Origin of the sequence: Paenibacillus sp. (genome assembly GCF_048976745.1) — a bacterium.
Classification (GTDB): Bacteria; Bacillota; Bacilli; order Paenibacillales; family Paenibacillaceae; genus Paenibacillus.
This window is the reverse complement of the sequence record NZ_JBHGUU010000014.1, coordinates 194,133-214,039: the sequence shown is the minus strand read 5'-3', so window position 1 is coordinate 214,039 and position 19,907 is coordinate 194,133. Positions and strand designations below refer to the sequence as shown.

Below are 19,907 nucleotides of genomic sequence, written 5' to 3'. Positions count from 1 at the left end.
GGCCGTGTCTCAGTCCCAGTGTGGCCGATCACCCTCTCAGGTCGGCTACGCATCGTCGCCTTGGTGAGCCGTTACCCCACCAACTAGCTAATGCGCCGCAGGCCCATCCCCAAGTGACAGATTGCTCCGTCTTTCCAGTTCTCTTCAGGCGAAGAAAACAATTATTCGGTATTAGCTACCGTTTCCGGTAGTTGTCCCAAACTTGAGGGCAGGTTGCCTACGTGTTACTCACCCATCCGCCGCTAAGTATCAAGGAAGCAAGCTTCCTATCAACTCCGCTCGACTTGCATGTATTAGGCATGCCGCCAGCGTTCGTCCTGAGCCAGGATCAAACTCTCCAATAAAGTATTGAAAAGAGCGATAAGCTCATTTTGAATCTGACGAGATTAAAATCTCATTTTGTGCTCCAGTCGATCCAAGCCAAGGCTTGTTTCAAACTTTTGCGTTCATTCTGCAAGCAGAATGTTAACTCACTCGTTGTTCAGTTTTCAAAGATCAAACACGATTTGTTTTACTCTTTTTCGTCTTAACCAAGTTTCGGCGGCGACTTAAATAATGTATCACATTTCGTTTGTTTTCGTCAAGAACTTTTTCAGTTTCTTTTTTTGAAGCTTTAGTTCTTCACTTTTCCTTCTGAAGAATTTATCGTTTGTTGGCGACAATCTCTTTTGGGGAACGAAATATAATGTATCATATATCACGAATCAGAGTCAACATTTTTTTATAAATTATTAAACAAACAAAAAAGGAAGGTTTCCCCTCCCTAATGTGATTAATATAATGCCAGACTTTCGGAGAAGTTTATGTCTCGATCCAATACCGAATCTCCCGGCCCTCTGCTCCGATCGATGGCCACCCTGCCGATTCTTTTACTATGGAACGAAAGACAAGCTTGCGTATAACCAAAGGCAGATCTTCTTGAACAAATCTTAACTGGGGATGATGAACAAGTTCATTCATGCTCCAAGGTTCCTTGCGACTTCTTATCACACGCAACAGCAGCTCCGAGCATTCGCTCATTTTGGACATAACCGAAAACTCACAGGCCAGCAGGACTAGCTCCACTCGCTGCTCCAGCGTCTCCGAGCTTACGGTAAGTTCTTGGTACAGCTTCCATAAAGCGCGATCCAGATTCTGTACATGTGTCCAGACGGCATGGTCCGGGTATATCCCCTGTTCAATCAATACAATTCTTGCCCAGTTTCCCAGAGCCTCTAATACATTGTAGTAGGCGTCTACAACATGACCTTCCAGAATATGACGTTTCGCCTCAACATACATTCTCAAGAAACAGGTGAATTCATGCAGCAGCTTCTGCTCACGTAATTCTGCCCCAAAAGCAGATAGCTCTTCTCGCAAATCACTTAAGGCATTGTCCGCTTCCCAAATGATCTCACCATCAATTAGACACTGGGTGAGATTATTATGATTCCCGGTAACTACACTACTCTCTAATTCATGACGGCTTGCATAGATCATTTGATAACGAAGATCACCATACTTGTAATGTCCCACTGCCAACTTCAATTGATCATCATTATGAACAACAAGTACTAATAATTCGAAATCTTGAATTAGGGAGCCGTGGAATCGCTCTCCCGGGTGGGAATAAGCGATAGCCCCAACTGCCCCTGTCTCTTCCGACTGTTCGGACAAAAAAGAAAGGTTCTTTAATTCCACGATTCCCTCCATACATTTCATGGCAGATAAGCGCCAAGTCAGTTATAATGTAATTCTACATCCAGACTGAAGTTTCCTTCTTTTCCAGGTCCAATACTACTCATACGATAGGAGCATTTTTCATGATTTTTAAATCAGCAAAAATTAATGCTTTTCGCACTTGGGGATTACTACTGACCATGCTAGGTATGGGCCTAATGATACTGGGAACAGCCGGGATTGTTTTCTGGGGACATGCAGGCAAGGTCTTCGCAGCTGTTGGACTTGTCATCGGACTGATTGCCATGATGGCCAGTCTAGCCATTTATTTCTGGGCAGGTATGCTCTCCACCAGTGCAGTACAAGTCGACTGTCCGGAATGCGGGAAGTTAACCAAAATGCTGGGCAAAACGGATCGTTGTATGTTCTGTCATACCATCCTCACCCTGGACCCTAATAAGGCGAATATGACCAGTCAACAACTGAAAGCGCCTTCTACAACAGTTCCCCCCACTGATGGATAGCGCGAGATTCATTCTCAACCGCTTATTGTCTTTGCCCTAATTTCATGGAAGAACAAAAAAAGGCCCGGTATGTCTACCGGACCTTTTTGGATTTGGCTTATAAATGAGTCATTGTTACTGTTATTAACAGTTAAAAATATGATGTTAAGTTATGATTCCTATGGCTAATAGAATACTAGATGACATGTAAGAGGGTATCAAACGGGAGCAACTTCTAACTTTGCAAAGCAAAGAAATATTATCCATCCGTCGAACACCGAGGATGAGTAAATTATTTACTGATAACCAGCCTGCTTCAATACCTCCCACGCGGAGGCATTAGCAAAACTTCGATTCCATGCCGCTACTCCGCCCAGCTTCAACGAAGCAATCAAATCCACACGCGCCTGAAGGGACACGGCATCTTCGATCCATATTTTCTTGGTAGCTCCGTCTTCCTCATATTCCACATAGTTCTGTCCACTTGCCTGATCCAGTTCGGGTTGGAGTTTCTTTTCTTGGATCAGTTCCACAATGGTATTCATGCCTACCGCTTTGGAAGACACTTTAACCTCGCCTTGATCATTCTTCTCTTCTGTCCAGATTCTTGTGTAAAGCGGAACCGCCATGATCAACTTGTTAGAAGGGACTTCATCCTCCTCAAGTATGCGTCTCATGGAAGCCTCGGTCCATGGGAGAGACGCTACCGAACCTGCCTTGGGACTTGCCGCCCAATGTTCATCATACGCCATCACAATAACATAGTCTGCAAAAGAACCTAATGCACGGCGATCCAGAAAGGCGGACCACATCTCACTATTTGATTTTGGTGTTACATCGATCGATAACATCAATCCATGGATGCGTGCCATCGCCTTGATCTCGCGCACAAACTGCGTAATATTCGGCCCGTCATCTGTATATACGTTCTCAAAGTCGATATTGATACCATCCAGTTGATACGTCTGTGCATACTCCAACATCTGCTCAATAATATGAGTGCGTGTCTCGTAAGAAGCTACAGCTTCTTTGGTAACGTCCGGGTCAAAGCTGTTATCCATGAGTCCCCATACTTCCATACCTGAACGGTGAGCCCAGTTCACATAAGCTTGATTCCCCTTGCTTTTCACAGTGCCCTGTCCATCCGTGATATGAAACCATGTGGGGCTGACCACATTCACACCAGGCATTTTACCGATAGAGCCAACATCAGGCTGACGATTGTACACGGCTTCCCAAACCAGATTTACCGGTTTATTCTGCCACTTCTTCTCTGCAACCGTCAGCGTATACTTGGGCGTGTCCACCTTCTTTTTCTCAGTGAGTGCAATATGATCATTATCTACATATCCGGCATATCCATTATCGAGTTGGACAAAGCTCTGTTCATCCCCCGTCTGCCATACACGTACACGTGCATCCTTTTCCATATCGGCAATGATTGGAGAGGATTCTCCCCCACGTTTATATAACGGCACCGTCTTGTCTGCTTTGGATGACAAGGTGTCTATCTCTGCATATTGTATCGTGTCTCCTCCACGCATCAGCAGAACTGCACCCGTTACCGAATCTTCCTGTATGGCAATGCCGTATACTTCCTTCAAAGGTTTGAGTGGAATGTATGCTTCTCCATCCTTAACCTCAGGCTTAACCGTCATGGGATAATCTTTGTGATTAAGCTCTGCTTGTGTGCTGTCCTCTTTCATATGAAGAACTCGCTGAGGAGAGGCAATAATGATATCACCTGATTCTGGTTCATAACGTATTCCCGCATCCACTGCTTCTTGCAGTACCTTTACAGGCAACTTGAGTTGATCTCCTGTACCCAGAGCGTCTCCATCCATCAGTTGCCCATCTACAAAAATAGGCTGGCTTCTTCCTATCCAATCGGGGTCTTCATGGGTCTGGTTCAACCATACATTTGTTATAAGCCAGTAAGCCCCCCCAGCGATCAGACAAGCCCCGAGAAAACCGGGCCAAAATGAACGTCGCTTCTGACGTGTATATCTGCTTTTTCTACCCAATCGTCTACCTCCGTTAATTATGCTGAACCATAAGGATGTGCGCATAAGTTGTTATAAAAATGAGTGTTTTGCATAAATGCTAAAAAAAAAACGTGAAGAATCCATACTGAATTCTGCACGTTAATATTGTAATTCAACTCTCTTAATCCCTGCAACTTTTGCAAACACCATATACTTCTAATCGGTGACCGTGTACTTCAAACCCTGTGCTAGACTCCGCCTGAAGCTCTACGCTTTTGAGTGAAGGGTAGCTGAAATCTTCAATCTTGCCGCATTGATCACAGATAACATGATAATGATCCGTCACATTGGCATCGAAGCGGCTTGAATTATCTCCGTATGTCAATTCCCGGACCATGCCAGCTTCCAGAAACATCTTCAAATTGTTATATACCGTTGCCACGCTCATACTGGGAAATTGGGGTTCAAGGGCTCGGTAAATTTCATCGGCTGTCGGATGCCCCATGGATTCCATCAGATAGTTCAATATGGCATGACGCTGGGGTGTAATACGGACACCGGTCGTTTTCAGATGCTCCAACGCATGTTGGACACGTGTTGCCATAAAACCCACCGCCTTACCTTTCATTCTCTGGATGAAGAGTAAGTTACCTCTCCTCGTACAGAGTTGATTTCCGGCCATGAAGAACGACAATCCATCTTTCATGCCGTGTAATCTTGCCAGTGTACATTTATTGTACGGCGATTACAAGTTTATTGTCAACGCGGCAGTCATCGAACCTCTGTAGAATCATCCTGGGAATTTGCTCCCTCCCCGGTAGTCTGATCCAGATTCTCAGCCGTATCTTCAGAATCAGATGTGACTGTTTCAGGCGTAGATACAGCCGGGTTCCGTTGAATGGTAAGATCGCTGTTGCCTTCGATTTTCACCCTGTACTCACCCTCACCGAGCTGGCCTTCTATGGTTTTGTTCTGTACTTTGAAAGGCAGATCCGTACTTAGATCTCCATAACTGCTGGAACCCGCAAGACTATAGTCTCCACGATCAGGAAGTAATACGTTAATGGCTCCCACAGCACTGTACACATCCCAGTCGCCACCGACTTTGGCAGATACGATGTTAATACTGCCATTAAGCGATTGAGCTTTGATTCCCAGATTGGCTCCATCCAGCGTGATATTGCCGTTGCGTGTCTCTGCGGTGAATTCACCAACCGAGTCCGCAATACTGATACTTCCCACTTGTGTAGTGAGATCCACATCGCCGGAAATACCACGAGCCTTCATGTCTCCACGGTTACTGTCCAGATCTACATTACCAATGGCGTTGGCTACAATGACATCCCCGTTCAACGTTTTTCCTGAGATATCTCCAACAGCATTGGTTATCCGGATACGTCCGTTACCCGTTTCGGCCAGTATAGTACTAATGGCTTCCGGACGGTTTAATAATATGGCTCCATTGGAAGTTCGAATATCCAGATTAAAACGACGATCATCCGGGATCGTGATGGTAAGATTCATACGCGGCTGCGTTTTTTCATTGTCTCCATACGTCTTGCCTGTAGCCTTGATATGAATTACTTTTGTACCATCGGTCTCTACAAAGGAGGCTGCTGCAACAGCCTTTGCCTGTACTTCCGTCGTCTGATCTACCCAGATCACCGTTCGTACTTCAATCTCCTCCGTATCTCCGCGTTGTACCGAGATGTCTCCGTTGACACCTTCGATCACAAGATCCGACGTATCCATGCCAACAGGTACACGAATCGTGCCCTTATCCTCCATATATCCTGCCGCTTGACTGTAGTCCATGGATGCCGCTCCGAGATTTAGACTCACTCTATTCCATAAGTGCATGTAATGATCCTGCTCGGTGACGATAAATACGGAAGCCGCCAAAATCAGTGAGGTTAGAATGCCTTTGGCATCAGGTCTGAAACGTACTTTGATTTGCTCATCAGGATTGCTCGGGTTATCGGATTGCACCTTGTTTCTTATGCGTGTCCACAGGAACAGCACAATATATTCAACACCTAAAACAACGAGCAAAAATGGCCACCAGTCCACCATTTCATATACATAGTCAGTTCCCCACCGTTTATCCAAAATCAACAGCACACCTACCGCTACGATTAAGGCGGCAGCCGTATAGCGGCCAATCCGGACTTTACGGTTCATCATGTTCCCCCCTTGTATCATTTCAACTACATTTTTTTCTTGTTCAACATTACCCAGAACTCACGCCCAAACAGAAGCAAACCTCCTACGATCATGAGAACCGCAAATGAATACCCGCCGTACACGGCGAGGAGCTCTTGAAACCAGCGCGGTTTACGAAAAAACAGCACCATCAGTGATCCTCCCACAATCAGAAGTAACCCAAACGATATGCCTCTCTCCCAGACCATCATTGCATCTCGTATAGAACGTTCATTGGATATCGGCTTGTCCGAGGTTGCCTGGGTCACTGCTCTGCGTCTTCGCATCATGACCCAATCCGCAGATTGCAGAACATCATATACATTGTAAAAGTAAATAACCGGGATACACAAAGCCAGCAGGATAAGCAGTGGCACATTGATCTGTATACCAATGGATGAGAAGTATAACACTGCTGACAGATCAAGCAAAACAAGCAGCATAAAGGTCAAACCTCTCATGTACAATCTCAGATAAATATGACCGAGGCCAGGAATAATGGCGCTCAGTAATCCCGCAATAAACTTGTGCGTCCGATTCCTGACCGGTTTGCTCTGAACTGTGCTGAACCTTCGGTTTGATTGACGTCTCCGTTTCATAACATACTCCTCTCTTCTGAACTGACCTTCCGCTCTTCTTGCATTTGGTTAGATAGTACCCTAAAGAGCAAGGAGAGTAACTGGAAGAAATATGGATATGACCAAAAACCCTCCGGCACTACTGGCCTGTGGAGGGTTGTAATTCATTTATTCGACCGATACCTTGGTAACGTGTTCCCATTGTCGTAACCTGGATACCAAGCCGACCGTTTGGAAATCATGCGGTACCTGAACATGTAACACAATCTCAATTTTACGCTCAACCGACACCATCTCTGCATAAGCCAGGTCTTGTTCATTCACGGTAATTTTACGAATTTTGATCTTCTCCTGCTCCATACATGAAGACAGTTGTTCGAGAAAACCGGGTTCTGACAACGTATGAAGTGTAACCACATGCAGTTTGTTCCCTCGTAAATACCTCAGCTCTAGTTTGTTGAAGACCCATAGATTAAGCAATACCAGTACAGTTGATACGATAGAGGCAAAAAAGAATCCTGCGCCTGCTGCAAGCCCAATGGCTGCAACAACCCAGATGGAAGCAGCTGTAGTCAGTCCGGTGATGGATTTTCCCGTGAAGAGAATTGTTCCTGCTCCCAGGAATCCGACACCCGTAATTACAGCCGTAGCCAGACGTGCTGGATCGATCCTTACATTTAATTCATTAGCAAAATCTTTAAAACCATAAACAGATAACATCATAATTAATGCAGAACCAAGACATACCAGGATATGTGTACGCAAACCGGCAGCATGATTGGACCGCTCCCGCTCCAGGCCTACGAGCCCTCCAAGCAGCATAGCCAGTAATAATCGCAATAAAATGTGCCACTCATCAATAAACCAGGGATCGCCCAAAGTCGGTATTCCTCCTCAAGTTGTTAATAGTATTAAAGTTTATTCTTGTGAAAAGTTGTTAATTCCACTCCAGGTGCAATTGGTGTGACTTCCACGGGATTAAAACCAAATTTGATGTACAGATTCACTGCAGGTTGATTCAGCGTTCCCGTGGAGACGATATAACGCGGAAGATCCGCATGCTGTTCCAACACATACGTCATTAAAGATGCTGCAATTCCCTTGCGAAAGTGATCCGGGTGCACCATCATTCGTGTAATGGTAAGTGTATTCTCCTCTTCCTCCGCCACAGCGACAGCTCCAATAAGCTCTCCGTCATCATGGATGCAGCCATAAAAAGTCTCTCCACAATCCCGAAGTGTCTCCATCGTATCCATCAAAGGTGGAATCTCCTGAAATCCGATGATTTCAGCTTCCAATCGATAAGCCACATGTTGTAGTCTCCATAATTGTCCCAGCGTCTCCAGATCACTCAGTAACAATGGTTGAATGTTCATTATCCGTTCCCCCGTCCGAAATACATTTGTATTTATCAATGTCAAAAAGAGGCTGTCACAGGGACGAGCCTCTTTCTGTCCGGCCTCACCGGAAGGATTAGCGGTTCAGTACATCTGCAAGCAGTTGGTTGGCTAAAGCCGGATTCGCCTTGCCTTTACTTTCTTTCATAACCTGACCAACAAGGAAGCCAATGGCTTTCTGTTTACCAGCTTTATAGTCTTCAACAGATTGAGGGTTGTTCGCAACAACCTGCTCAACGATGGCAAGAATGGCGCCTTCATCACTAATCTGCACAAGACCCTTCTCTTCAACGATCTGCTGTGGCAGCTTGCCGCTCTCCAGCATTTCCTTGAATACGGTTTTGGCAATTTTGCTGTTAATGGTGCCCTTCTCCAGCAGTCCGATCATCTCACCCAAACCTTGACCTGTCAGCGGAACCTGAGTCACCTCAAGATTGCTTGTATTCAGGTAACCCAACAAGTCGCCCATAATCCAGTTGGATACGGACTTCGCATCCTGAGTGAATTTCAAGCTATCTTCAAACAGATCGGCTATAGCCTTGGATGAAGTAATCACCTCTGCATCATAACTAGGCAACCCATAATCAGCCGTGTAACGCGCTTTACGCTCGTCTGGGAGCTCGGGTATGCTCGCCTTGATGCGCTCTTTCCAGGCTGCATCAATATGCAGCTTCACGAGATCCGGGTCCGGGAAATAACGGTAGTCATGCGCCTGTTCCTTACCACGCATCGACAGTGTTTTTCCTTGTGCTTCGTCCCAGCGACGTGTCTCCTGAACCACTTCACCGCCATCATCCAGGATTTCAGCCTGACGATATTGTTCATATTCGAGACCACGTTGAACACCACGGAAGGAGTTCATGTTTTTCAGCTCGGCTCTTGTTCCCAGCTTCTCCTGTCCATGTGGACGCAAACTGATGTTGGCGTCACAACGCAGTGAACCTTCTTCCATCTTCACGTCTGATACATCACAGTACTGCATGATTGCACGCAATTTTTCAAGATACGCACGTGCTTCTTCCGGAGAAGAAATCTCAGGTTCGGATACAATCTCGACGAGCGGAGTACCGACACGGTTAAAGTCAACCAAAGACGCGTATCCGCCATCGATATGTGTAAGCTTCCCTGCATCTTCCTCCAAGTGAAGACGTGTGATGCCGATTCGTTTCGTTTCCCCATTCACTTCGATATCAATCCAGCCGTTCTCACCAATCGGTTGATCAAATTGCGAGATTTGATAGGCTTTTGGTGAGTCAGGGTAAAAGTAGTTTTTACGGTCAAACTTGCTGACATCAGCAATCGTACAATTCAGGGCCATCGCTGCCTTCATGGCGTAGTCTACCGCCTGACGATTCAGTACTGGCAGTACGCCCGGATGTCCGAGACAGACCGGGCAGGTATGCGTGTTCGGCGGAGCTCCAAAAGCTGTGGAGCAGCCGCAGAAAATTTTGGAGTTGGTATGCAACTCCACGTGGACTTCAAGTCCAACGACCGTTTCATATTTAGATGCGGACATTTCTATATTCCTCCGTTCCGGGCAGTCTACAGCTGCGGACGCTGCTTGTGGAATTCTGTATTTTGTTCAAACGCATGCGCTACACGCAATACGGTTGTTTCATCAAAGGCTTTACCGATAATCTGCAGGCCAACAGGCAATCCATCCGAGAATCCACATGGAATACTAACGGCAGGTACACCAGCCAGATTGACCGGAATCGTCAAAATATCGTTCAAGTACATTGTAAGTGGATCATCCACCTGTGAACCCAGTTTGAACGCCGTAGTTGGTGCAGTTGGTCCGATAATCACATCATATTTGGCAAATACATTGTCGAAATCCTGTTTGATCAATGTACGTACTTTCTGTGCTTTCAGATAGTAGGCATCATAGTAACCCGAGCTGAGTGCATACGTTCCAAGCATGATACGTCGTTTCACTTCGGGACCAAAACCTTGGCTGCGGGACTGATGATACAGATCGAGAAGGTTATCCGGATTGTCTGCACGTACGCCATAACGTACACCATCAAATCGAGCCAGGTTCGAAGAAGCTTCCGAAGAAGCAAGCAGGTAATACGTAGCCACCGCATATTCGGTATGCGGAAGCGATACTTCTTCCCATGTTGCCCCAAGTCCTTCGAGAACTTTCAATGCAGCCAGAACCGTCTCTTTCACTTGTGGGTCGACGCCTTCACCAATGTATTCCTTCGGAACAGCAATACGAAGTCCTTTGACATCACCTGTCAGTCCGCTCAAATAATCCGGAATCTCTACTTTGGCAGATGTCGAATCCTTGGCGTCATAACCAGCAATGGCTTGTAATACATAAGCAGAATCTTCAACATTTTTCGTCAAAGGTCCAATCTGATCCAAAGATGAAGCAAATGCTACCAAACCAAAACGGGAAACAAGTCCATATGTCGGCTTCAATCCAACAACACCGCAATACGAAGCAGGCTGTCTGATGGAACCACCTGTGTCTGATCCAAGCGTGAAGTATGCTTCTCCCGCAGCCACAGCTGCTGCCGAACCACCGCTGGAGCCTCCTGGAACACGATCAAGTGCCCATGGATTACGTACAGGGGAGAAACTTGAGTTCTCATTGGAGCCACCCATGGCGAATTCGTCCATGTTGAGTTTACCAATAGTTACGGTGTCCGCAGCTTTCAATTTCTCGACAACTGTCGCATCATACACCGGGTCGAAATTACGAAGAAACTGACTGCCGCACGTCGTGCGCAGTCCGTTCGTAACGATGTTATCCTTAATACCTACAGGCAGGCCGAACAGCAAACCTTTCTCCTCACCGCTCACCAAACGATCATCCAGTTGACGAGCACGAGCGCGTGCCTGTTCTTCATCCAGTGCCAAATATGCCTTAACTTTATCATCATGCGCGCCAATATTCTGATACGCCTGATCCACCAGATCGCTGACCGACAGCTCTTTGGCATGCAGCTTGTTATGTAACTCAGGCAACGATTGTTCAAATAAACTCACAGTTTTTGTCCTCCTTCCGATTATCCGTTATTCCATTACAGCAGGCACTTTGAACTGCCCGTCTTCTTCTTCCGGTGCATTACGCATCACCTGTTCAATCGACAGGCTTTCTTTGGTCTCATCTTCACGCATGACATTGCTTACGTGCAGAACATGAGTGGTGGGTTCGATGTCTTCCGTATCCAGCTCATTCAGCTTTTCTGCATATTTTAAAATCGCGTTCAGCTGACCTGTCAGGGTCTGTTCTTCTTCAGCAGTCAAGTTGAGCCGAGCCAGCTTGGCCACATGCTGAACGTCATTATTCGAAATACTCATTAGCGGAGGCCTCCTTCATTCGTTCTGATTCCCGAAACGACCTGAAACGAATCGCTCGTTTAACGGGCTAAAGTCTCAAGATAACTTTTTTCATTATAGGTGAGATAGTTCGACAATTCAATGCAAATGACCCGACAGTCTTCCGGGAAGCTAAAAACGAACTTATAAAACAAAAAAGAGCCGGCATCAGCCGACTCTTCAAATTCTAAATCCATGCACGCAGATTAACCTGCTTTATAAAATCCGCCTGTGACATAACATCGTTCGCGGTTTCCTCTTCCTCTTCCACAGCTTGAAAATCTCCGTTCATCAAATGATGAAACAGCTTCTCATTGTGTGTCGCAAGGGCGTAATCTATCAACGCTTCTCGCTCGACCCGCTCAGCTTCCTGCTTCAGCAGAACCTCTTCCAGATCGACGTCGCCGGATGGAACAAAAAAGTTCCGATTCACCTGCGGCACTCGAAGCACGTAATCGAACGCATTGTCCGGATTCCGGTCATAAGCGATGATGAAACCATATTCCCCCACAGGAAGATTCTGCTCAAACGCATCCGCGACGATGACAACCTTCTCTCCTAATCGCAGCATCGTCTAACCTCCTGGTAGTCTATCATTAATATTTATTTGTATAGTCTACTAGAAAAGAATAACGATGTCTAGGAATACTAGAATTAAACAACATATTTGTGCAAAATCTTTTTTCTCTGCATTAGTACGTGTTTAAAAAGAACGGTATTAGGTATCGAGAAGATGGGATGAAGCTAAAAATGGAGTAGCGAATTTTTTAAACATCCTCCATTAAAACAATCATGTTTTCTTTGTGGGTCCACCTGGCTTGCGTTGTGATCGAATCACGACGAACCAGTATATGATGAGCGGCGTGGGAAATCCGGTGATCCCCCACAATCCCCATAGCCAAGGGAAACGTCCACGTCTGCGTGCGTCCTGAAAGATCCATGTGCCTTGAACCAGGAGGAAAATGCCAAGCAGTATAAGCCATATTGGAGAAATTTCATCCAATGAATAATGCATTTTATTCATGATGAACCTCCTTCCGGCGCCGTCCTGCCCAGATCACAACTAAAATCACGGCAACAGCTGTACCAAGAGCCTGGATACTCAAATATAGAGCTGGAGCAGATACGAACAATAATGCCCCGAACACAATGGCAAGCAACCCTACCAACCAGAAACATATCATCTCGATCCAATTGGTTCGGCGTCTGATCTGTCTTCGTTCTCTGACTTGGGCTTCAAGTGAACCTAATGAAGGTATGTTTGTTGGCTCAAATGCATCATCAAGTACTTTCATGTGATGCTGCAATCGCTCGACAACCTCTTGTTCCTGTTCATCATCTGATCTGCTCATCCTTGTTCCAGCTCCTTTCTTAACTGACGGAGACCGTAGGCTGTTCGTGACTTCACCGTTCCGGAGGGAATACCCAACATCTCGCCAATCTCGTCATATCCGTAACCATAATAATGCTTCAGCAGCACTGCAATTCGATGTTCGGGTGTCAGCCTTGTCATCGCATCCATGACATCTGTCCATTCTTCATTCCGACTCTCAAGCTGCCAGCGAAATCGACGTACAGCCTGATCACGGATAAGACTAAGCCAGCTCTGCTCTCTCTTCCTGCGTCTTGTCTTGTCGATATAGATTCGGGTCGCAATGGTAATCATCCATGATGAAAAGGCAGAGGTGCCGTCATATCGATGGATATTTTCCATACAACGAACCATCGTATCCTGCACGGTCTCTTCCGCAAGATTAGCATCCATTGTAACTTTGACAAGATACTTATACACAAACGTGTAGTGACGTTGTAACAAAGCTGCGAGCGCGCTATCATCTCCCGATACCGCTCTGCGTACCTCTTCGAGTTCAGCTGCCTTTATCATGGTCATCACCTGCTTCCCGTTCAATCTGGAGTTAATACGACAGGCTCTGCTGAAACGTTCAATGGAATTAAAAAAAAATCAAACCCGACAATTTCCCGGGCAATCAGACTTGATTCCGGTAATCTTGCAGCTTGTCGAACCACGGTTGGTTGCGGGCTCCGTTTCTCAACACACGGCTTGTCCATATATTCTGCTGAGACTTCATCTCTTCTCCGGCCACGCCAGGGTTATGTATTAAAGCTCGCTCTGTACCCGTTTCTCTTTTCCCACTTTCCACGATGCGACGGTTTTCTTCCATAATCGAATACTCGACACGTTGTCCCAACGGAATAACTCTTGTTTTCTCCACTTTGGTATTCCCCGCTCTCTCATGATCTATATAAGTTGAACTAAAGATTATTTACACGGACACTACGATGACAGAATAACCTTCCAATCGCTGTTATCCCCAGATTTTTGATTCCCTTTTCCGAAGGAGAAAATCCGGAGATAGCGTATGCTTCCGAAGTAGCTTTCTTGCAGAAAGCTTGTAGCTTCGCTTTTTCAGGCTCTTCCTGTCCTCTCCGTTATCATGTAAATGATTAGCTCAACTTATATAATATTTTCATTTAAATTCATTAATCTGTGCTTGTTGCTAACTTGCTATTGGTCTCAAACTAAATTGTGATGAAGCTCATTATGCATCTCTATGTAGGGTGAAACAGGCTAAATCTGTGATGAAAAGAGGCTGAAAACAAAAAAAGAACGCAAACCGGGTATAGACCACAGTCTGCGTGCTTCGCAAGGTTGGGTATTTCTTGGTAATGCTTCAGTTAGATGATGCCTTAACGCTTGTAACAACTAATTGCTATTCTAATGAAAAAGTTGTCACTTGTCCAGACTTTCTTCACATATCATGTCGGATTATCTTGCGGACACGTAAGGATTGTTCTGTTTCTCATAACCAATGGTCGTTTTTGGGCCATGGCCTGGGTACACTTTCACCTCATCGCCAAAGGTATACAGCTTGTTCTGGATCGAATCAATCAGATCCCGTTCACGTCCTCCCGTGAGGTCCGTTCTGCCCACACCCATGCGGAACAGCACATCACCGGCAAACAGGTCGTTATCACAAAGCAAACTTACACTGCCTGGTGAATGTCCGGGTGTATGGAACACTTTGAACGTATGTCCAATCAGATTCAGCTTCTGCCCTTCGTCCATGGCATATTCAGCAGGATCTGTCGAAAGCGGTGGTGTCGCCTGCGGCCAATTCAAGGATCCATTTAATTTCGGGGTGGTAAGCCAGTCACTCTCCAAGTCATGAAGATAAACGGGACAGCCCTTCAATTTACGGATCTCATCGACCCCGCCCATATGATCAAAGTGAGCATGCGTGAGGAGAATGGCTTCAATCTCCAAGTCTTGGATCGCCTTAAGCAGCGGCCCCGGATTCATGCCAGGATCGATAATGACAGCTTTGCCCGGATCATCTCCTTGCAAGAGATACGCATTGGTCTGAAGCGGGCCTAGTGTAAACGTACGAATGTTAAGCATATCGACTTAGTAACCCGAAATCAGTTCACGCAGCTCACGGATAATGGCCGCATGTGACTCCGTTCCTTCCCCATAACGTTTGCCAATCTCTTGACGAGCTACAGCCAAATTTTCCTGATAATCTGCAGCTTCACGATCCGGATTAAGGCGTTTGAATTCAATCATGACTTCCTGTACATGCTGCGGACGAGGTCCCCACTGACCGAGCACATGACCACCTGTATCTGCGAAAATAACGACTGGTACGGAACGGCCACCCATCGTAAGGAACTCATCCATCACTTCCGGATGGTTCTCCATAATCAGAACTTCCGTTGGGATTCCTGAGATTTCAAGCGCCTGGAATACAACAGGAATATTACGGACAACATCCCCGCACCAGTCAGCAGCCAGAATTAACACGCGCAGGTCGTCGCGATGGTTCAGGCTCTCAAAGAACTCACGATCCTCTTCGTTCGACCAAGTAAAGCTATCATAGTTGGCCTGGAATTCACTTTGGTTCTTGGTCATACTCTCGATGAAATCCTTCGGTGGCAGACCTTTTCCGAATTTGTGAGACAAGTTGGGTTTACCCATAACTAGACACTTCCTTTCTTTTTGCGAGCATTCATCCATTTAATAAGTACATAAACGATCATAAGGGCAAGGGCGACAAGCAAAATAGGCATAACATATGGTGCCGCTTTCTCATCAATATGTTTCCATTGATCTCCAAGAATCATCCCTAAATATATAAACAATGCAGTCCAAGGTATAACAGCGAGTGTAGTAAGCAAGATGAATTTGCCTGCGTGCATTTTCGTGATGCCAGCCGGGATGGAGATGGCATGTCTTACCACCGGAACAAAACGCGCCGTGAAAATGACACCTGTACCATACTTGCGGAACCACTCCTCGGAATGGTCGATGTGTTTTTTCTGGATGAGTATGTATTTACCGTAGCGTTCAAGTACAGGTCTGCCGCCATAACGGCCAATCCAGTAAATAAATAACTGGGCAATCACACCGCCCACCGTGCCAAAGATCATAGCACCGAAGAAGTTGATATTACCCTGTGAAACAAGAAAACCTCCGTACGCCAGCACAATTTCGCTCGGGATGACTTCCAACATTAAGCCAAGCATGATTCCAAAGTAACCAAGACTTTGAATCCATTCGAACAATTGGCCGACAAGGTTATGAATAAAGTCCATCTCAACCCTCTTTCTCCATCCTGATTGGCGGTGCCCTTCCGCACCATAGATGTTCGTCCCTATTTTATCACAGGGCTGTGGACGTTGCTACTTCACAAGGTTGGGATAGTGTCCCGTTCGCAGCAGTCCGCATATGGTATGGGGAGAGGAGCGTGAGAAGATGTCACACAAGTCAATACCCGGTTCTCCGCCGGTCAAACATACGCAATCCGGTCAAAACCTTCCTTCCGCAAGGGGAATTCGCCGAGCATGCAGCAAGGAATTGTACCGGACAGCCAAAAGACTAAAGGTATATGTCTCTCCCGAACGAATGAAGCAGGCGGAAGAATATTATTATGGGAAGGTGATTGCAAATCTGCTCTGGATTGGGGAGAATCGCGACAACCGCAAGAAATTATGCGAGTGGTGGAACACGGATGTCAGTGCAGAGATCGCCGCGCTGTGGGAAGTAGATGTTGAACCATTAAAAGATGCATTTCAGCATGCATTTGGCGGTTATCGTCTGTAGATATGGAGGAATTCAAAGCTTCTCTCTGGATGGTATTCGGGGTCGTCCTCTGGCATACGGTTGGCGCAGAGCATGGAGCCGATGAGCACCACAGGGAGTGTGAAGAAAGCTTGGAGTATGAACCTAAACAGGGATGCGAGCATAAACGTGATTTTGAACAAAGCTGGGTCATCTTCACATGATCACACTCATACTCATACTCATACTCATGCTTACGCTCACGCCCACGAGCTGTAACGAATCCGAGGCATCTTATTTAAGGATTTGAAGTACACTTAGAAATCTAAAGAATCTGAGACATGTTATATCGGAATTTCCGGCCTATTATAGGTTTTTTGTCAGGGGATTTGGGAAAATAACATGTCTGAAGTTCCTTACAATTTAAAAGGAGCAGTTGAAGGCCAAATAAGACGTCCTGTGTTCCTTAGAAAATCCCTGGGATTCAAGGACTCTGCTTGGTCAACTCTGGAGGAAATGGAGGAGAATAAGCCGAATCAAGCCTGCGCAGGCTCTCACCATAGCCTGGAGCATGCTCTCCAATTACAAAACGGCGGTCATTGCGAACGTCTCCTGCTTCCACTTCCTCAGCCAGCAGTTGATACCGTTCATACATCTGTACACCAGCAGCGGCAGTCTGTCGGGCTCGATCTCTATATCCTGCCTTCCATTCCCGCCGCGCTGCCTGCTCCATCCAATACAAAGCTACGGATTGACCAGTGCCATCATACCGATTCAAAGCGATCGCTTGTTCAAAATATTTTCCAGCCTGCTGTCCTTCCCCAAATTGAGCTGCCAATCGTCCGAGTTCGATGTAAATCTGAGGGTCCATCGGGGAATGGGACAGGCTGTTCAAAAGGAGTGATTCTGCTTCTATTCCTGGAAGAGATCGTGCAAGGGCTATCACGATATCCGGTCGATTCGGGTTAGACTGAAGGGCAGCCATAAGATGCATCGTCTGTGCTGGAGTACCATCCGGGTCAGACATCGCCTGACGGTACTGCACTTCTGCTACAGCGTATCGAAAGGTCAACCATCCTGTCGCACCAAGCCAGAAAAGGATAATCACCACGGTGGATAACCTTATTAACCGAGCCGTCACTCGCTGAAGAATATGAAAGAAGGTACACATCGGGATAGTTGATCGGCGGAATTGAGTTGACAAAGATCGAAAAAAACGAGTTCTTGCTCTGAATGTGGAAGTGGATGTGAATCTTGATGTGGATCTGAATGTGAATCTTAATTTGGACCTGGAGGTTGTGTATTCCGCAGTTCCACCCAATTGCTTTCCTTCCAATGCTTCCGTCTTTAATGCTGATGCCCAAGCACCGAGCCAGATGAAGAACATCCAGAATAAGGTGAAGCTCCAGTCAAAGTCCATCGCCCCATGCAGTCCAAAAACAAGAACGGAGGGCATGAGCTGTGGTGCAAAGTTAAGCATGCTTCGCAGGGTGAGGAGAAACCACCCTGCGACAAGCAGGATGCCGATCATGCCCGTATCCAGGGCGAGATCGAGCAAGCCGTTGTGGACCTCGCCTCCAACATAAGGCGAGGATTGAATGGCGCGAAACATGTTGCGCCATGTATCTCCCCCGTGGCCAAGCCATGCGGCCTCGCTCCACAGCTGGAGGGCATCCCGCCACATCTGTAGGCGGGACACCCCAGTGCCGACACCCGCCGCTAGGCGATCGGCGGTGGAGGCCACGGCCATCAGTGCGGCGGTGGCTCCCGCCAGCACGATGGCCGACAGGGCAGCGGCGCGAGGAGCCTTGGCGGCGCCGCTGTGCCATAGGCGGCACAGCAGCAGCGTGCCGAGCAGCGCAGCTGCCCATGCCCCGGCCAGTGCCAGCAGGCCGGGCACGGGCGCAGGCGCCAGCTGGGCAGCAGCCAGCTGGCGGTACAGCCAGGCCGCGCAAGCCAGCGGCGCGGCCATGGTCAGCAGCAGCGGCAGGCGGGCACCGCGCCGCTGCAAAGCAAAGGCGGCGACCGCGGCGCAGCCGGTCGCCAGCCAAGCGCCGCGCGACTCGCTCAGCAGGAGCGCGGCTTGCGCGGGCATGAGCGGCAGCACTGCCGCGATGAGTCGCCCGGCCGGCACAGGCCGGGCTATGCCTCGTGCGGCGGCTGTCAGCCGCTCCAATGCGTACATGCCAACAATGGCACCGTACGCATTAGGGTACTGCAATAATCCGCCGAGCCGGGCCCCGGCGGAGCTGATCTCGGGGTCAGCAGTCCGCATCACCCCAAAGGGCAGCGGCAATACTCCGCACACGGCAAGAATGCCGCTTAGCACAAGCAAGCCGCCTGCCATCCGCCACCCGCAGGCTAACCAACGCGCACCATCCGTGCGCGTAGCCAATATTGCGGTGAGTAGCGTAAACAGCGCAAGCATGCTCCATCTCAGCATCTCATCCATGCTGCCCTGTTTGCTTACCGAGCCTGCCCATGCATGTAGTCCAAAACAAGTCATCATCCCTAGCGGCCACAACATCCGCCACATTCCCGGGATTCGAATCGTTCGCCCAACCATTCGTTCATTGTTCCCTAGCCAATATGCCAGTGACAGGGGTACTTGTTTTCTTGCTTGCCCTTGCCCTTTCTGTGGACGAAAGACTGTAAGAAATAGAACGATCATGATTAAGGCGCTTCCTGCTGTGATCAGAAGGACAGCATACAGATCGGCGGAATAGTACACTCCCCGACTCAGACACCCTGCGAGCAGCAGGGCAATGGAGAGTATGCCCAACCCAACAGTCCATCCCGACCCTGAATAATGTTCATTCCTCAGAATTCGAGAAGAACTGCCTGCCCCCTCCGTTTGGATAGCTCCATTTGAATGATATGGTTCATCCTTTTTATACATATCATCTTTGTTGTATGTATCTTCCCTATCATATGTACTGTCTCTATAGTCTCTACTGCCCCTACTGTGCCCATTATATAAATCCCTGGTATCTACATATTCTGAATCATTGGCATGATGAACCCCCTCAAATGCCCGTGCCATCATTTTCTCGCTCTCCCCATGACCCCGTTTGTACCTTCTAATTCCCTTATCCGTTGTCCCTTTTTTCATCCACATCCACCCTCCTTCCACCGTCCCTATGCATAACAAAAAGACAGAAGATCCCGAT

21 protein-coding genes and 1 rRNA gene are annotated in these 19,907 nt (G+C 47.4%); 2 read left to right on the top strand and 20 right to left on the bottom strand.

Features of this window, described 5'->3' with window-relative positions; translation table 11 throughout:
• Nucleotides 1-344 (bottom strand): 16S ribosomal RNA (locus ACE3K2_RS21890); the annotation flags it as partial.
• 457 nt (nucleotides 345-801) lie between these two features.
• On the bottom strand, nucleotides 802-1,680 hold the full coding sequence (locus tag ACE3K2_RS21885) for a nucleotidyltransferase-like protein (protein WP_421894993.1): 879 nt from the start codon (nucleotides 1,678-1,680) through the stop codon (nucleotides 802-804).
• Between the two features lie 122 nt (nucleotides 1,681-1,802).
• Between ACE3K2_RS21885 and ACE3K2_RS21880 the strand changes: the two genes are divergently transcribed.
• Entirely contained in the window at nucleotides 1,803-2,183 is a 381-nt protein-coding gene (locus tag ACE3K2_RS21880) for a DUF2614 family zinc ribbon-containing protein (RefSeq protein ID WP_076319627.1), read from the top strand.
• Nucleotides 2,184-2,458: 275 nt separating this feature from the next.
• Here ACE3K2_RS21880 and ACE3K2_RS21875 read toward each other — a convergent pair whose 3' ends face one another.
• From ACE3K2_RS21875 to ACE3K2_RS21795, 17 genes are all read right to left on the bottom strand, one after another.
• Nucleotides 2,459-4,186: a glycosyl hydrolase family 18 protein gene (locus ACE3K2_RS21875; protein ID WP_421894990.1), complete on the bottom strand. Its 1,728-nt coding sequence runs from the start codon at nucleotides 4,184-4,186 to the stop codon at nucleotides 2,459-2,461.
• Nucleotides 4,187-4,328: 142 nt separating this feature from the next.
• Nucleotides 4,329-4,751, bottom strand: a complete 423-nt coding sequence (perR, locus tag ACE3K2_RS21870; protein WP_026081471.1) for a peroxide-responsive transcriptional repressor PerR — start codon at nucleotides 4,749-4,751, stop codon at nucleotides 4,329-4,331.
• A gap of 167 nt (nucleotides 4,752-4,918) precedes the next feature.
• Nucleotides 4,919-6,331: a DUF4097 family beta strand repeat-containing protein gene (locus ACE3K2_RS21865; protein ID WP_421894986.1), complete on the bottom strand. Its 1,413-nt coding sequence runs from the start codon at nucleotides 6,329-6,331 to the stop codon at nucleotides 4,919-4,921.
• A 23-nt stretch (nucleotides 6,332-6,354) separates the two neighbouring features.
• Nucleotides 6,355-6,948 carry a hypothetical protein gene (locus ACE3K2_RS21860; RefSeq protein ID WP_421894983.1) on the bottom strand — a complete coding sequence of 198 codons (594 nt, stop codon included), beginning with the start codon at nucleotides 6,946-6,948 and terminating at the stop codon, nucleotides 6,355-6,357.
• A gap of 147 nt (nucleotides 6,949-7,095) precedes the next feature.
• Nucleotides 7,096-7,806: an MgtC/SapB family protein gene (locus ACE3K2_RS21855; RefSeq protein ID WP_421894980.1), complete on the bottom strand. Its 711-nt coding sequence runs from the start codon at nucleotides 7,804-7,806 to the stop codon at nucleotides 7,096-7,098.
• A gap of 32 nt (nucleotides 7,807-7,838) precedes the next feature.
• Nucleotides 7,839-8,303, bottom strand: coding sequence for a GNAT family N-acetyltransferase (locus tag ACE3K2_RS21850; RefSeq protein ID WP_421894977.1), 465 nt, complete (start codon nucleotides 8,301-8,303; stop codon nucleotides 7,839-7,841).
• 97 nt (nucleotides 8,304-8,400) lie between these two features.
• A complete protein-coding gene (gene gatB / locus ACE3K2_RS21845) occupies nucleotides 8,401-9,840 on the bottom strand; it encodes an Asp-tRNA(Asn)/Glu-tRNA(Gln) amidotransferase subunit GatB (RefSeq protein ID WP_421894974.1) in 1,440 nt (479 codons plus the stop codon).
• A gap of 26 nt (nucleotides 9,841-9,866) precedes the next feature.
• Nucleotides 9,867-11,324 carry an Asp-tRNA(Asn)/Glu-tRNA(Gln) amidotransferase subunit GatA gene (gene gatA / locus ACE3K2_RS21840; protein WP_091038584.1) on the bottom strand — a complete coding sequence of 486 codons (1,458 nt, stop codon included), beginning with the start codon at nucleotides 11,322-11,324 and terminating at the stop codon, nucleotides 9,867-9,869.
• Between the two features lie 27 nt (nucleotides 11,325-11,351).
• Nucleotides 11,352-11,639 (bottom strand): Asp-tRNA(Asn)/Glu-tRNA(Gln) amidotransferase subunit GatC, encoded by a 288-nt coding sequence (gatC, locus tag ACE3K2_RS21835; RefSeq protein WP_036607033.1) that lies wholly within the window; start codon nucleotides 11,637-11,639, stop codon nucleotides 11,352-11,354.
• A gap of 205 nt (nucleotides 11,640-11,844) precedes the next feature.
• Complete coding sequence (locus ACE3K2_RS21830; protein WP_024631336.1) at nucleotides 11,845-12,228, bottom strand: hypothetical protein; 384 nt, start codon at nucleotides 12,226-12,228, stop codon at nucleotides 11,845-11,847.
• 219 nt (nucleotides 12,229-12,447) lie between these two features.
• A complete protein-coding gene (locus ACE3K2_RS21825) occupies nucleotides 12,448-12,681 on the bottom strand; it encodes a sigmaY antisigma factor component (RefSeq protein ID WP_421894969.1) in 234 nt (77 codons plus the stop codon).
• Nucleotides 12,674-13,009: a DUF5345 family protein gene (locus ACE3K2_RS21820; RefSeq protein WP_421894966.1), complete on the bottom strand. Its 336-nt coding sequence runs from the start codon at nucleotides 13,007-13,009 to the stop codon at nucleotides 12,674-12,676. The genes ACE3K2_RS21825 and ACE3K2_RS21820 overlap by 8 nt, the downstream gene beginning before the upstream one ends.
• On the bottom strand, nucleotides 13,006-13,548 hold the full coding sequence (sigY, locus tag ACE3K2_RS21815) for an RNA polymerase sigma factor SigY (RefSeq protein WP_421894963.1): 543 nt from the start codon (nucleotides 13,546-13,548) through the stop codon (nucleotides 13,006-13,008). Before sigY ends, ACE3K2_RS21820 begins: the two co-directional genes overlap by 4 nt.
• A 97-nt stretch (nucleotides 13,549-13,645) precedes the next feature.
• Nucleotides 13,646-13,891 carry a hypothetical protein gene (locus ACE3K2_RS21810; RefSeq protein WP_421894960.1) on the bottom strand — a complete coding sequence of 82 codons (246 nt, stop codon included), beginning with the start codon at nucleotides 13,889-13,891 and terminating at the stop codon, nucleotides 13,646-13,648.
• A 554-nt stretch (nucleotides 13,892-14,445) separates the two neighbouring features.
• The gene (locus ACE3K2_RS21805) at nucleotides 14,446-15,078 is read right to left on the bottom strand and encodes an MBL fold metallo-hydrolase (RefSeq protein WP_421894957.1); all 633 of its coding nucleotides are present in this window, start codon (nucleotides 15,076-15,078) and stop codon (nucleotides 14,446-14,448) included.
• Nucleotides 15,079-15,084: 6 nt separating this feature from the next.
• Nucleotides 15,085-15,654 (bottom strand): thioredoxin family protein, encoded by a 570-nt coding sequence (locus ACE3K2_RS21800; protein WP_017692292.1) that lies wholly within the window; start codon nucleotides 15,652-15,654, stop codon nucleotides 15,085-15,087.
• A gap of 2 nt (nucleotides 15,655-15,656) precedes the next feature.
• On the bottom strand, nucleotides 15,657-16,271 hold the full coding sequence (locus ACE3K2_RS21795) for a DedA family protein (RefSeq protein WP_421894954.1): 615 nt from the start codon (nucleotides 16,269-16,271) through the stop codon (nucleotides 15,657-15,659).
• A gap of 160 nt (nucleotides 16,272-16,431) precedes the next feature.
• Here ACE3K2_RS21795 and ACE3K2_RS21790 point away from each other — a divergent pair, with 160 nt between their 5' ends.
• Nucleotides 16,432-16,779 (top strand): dehydrogenase, encoded by a 348-nt coding sequence (locus ACE3K2_RS21790; RefSeq protein ID WP_421894951.1) that lies wholly within the window; start codon nucleotides 16,432-16,434, stop codon nucleotides 16,777-16,779.
• Nucleotides 16,780-17,221: 442 nt separating this feature from the next.
• Here ACE3K2_RS21790 and ACE3K2_RS21785 read toward each other — a convergent pair whose 3' ends face one another.
• Nucleotides 17,222-19,849 carry an O-antigen ligase family protein gene (locus ACE3K2_RS21785; protein ID WP_421894948.1) on the bottom strand — a complete coding sequence of 876 codons (2,628 nt, stop codon included), beginning with the start codon at nucleotides 19,847-19,849 and terminating at the stop codon, nucleotides 17,222-17,224.
• Nucleotides 19,850-19,907 lie beyond the last annotated feature (58 nt).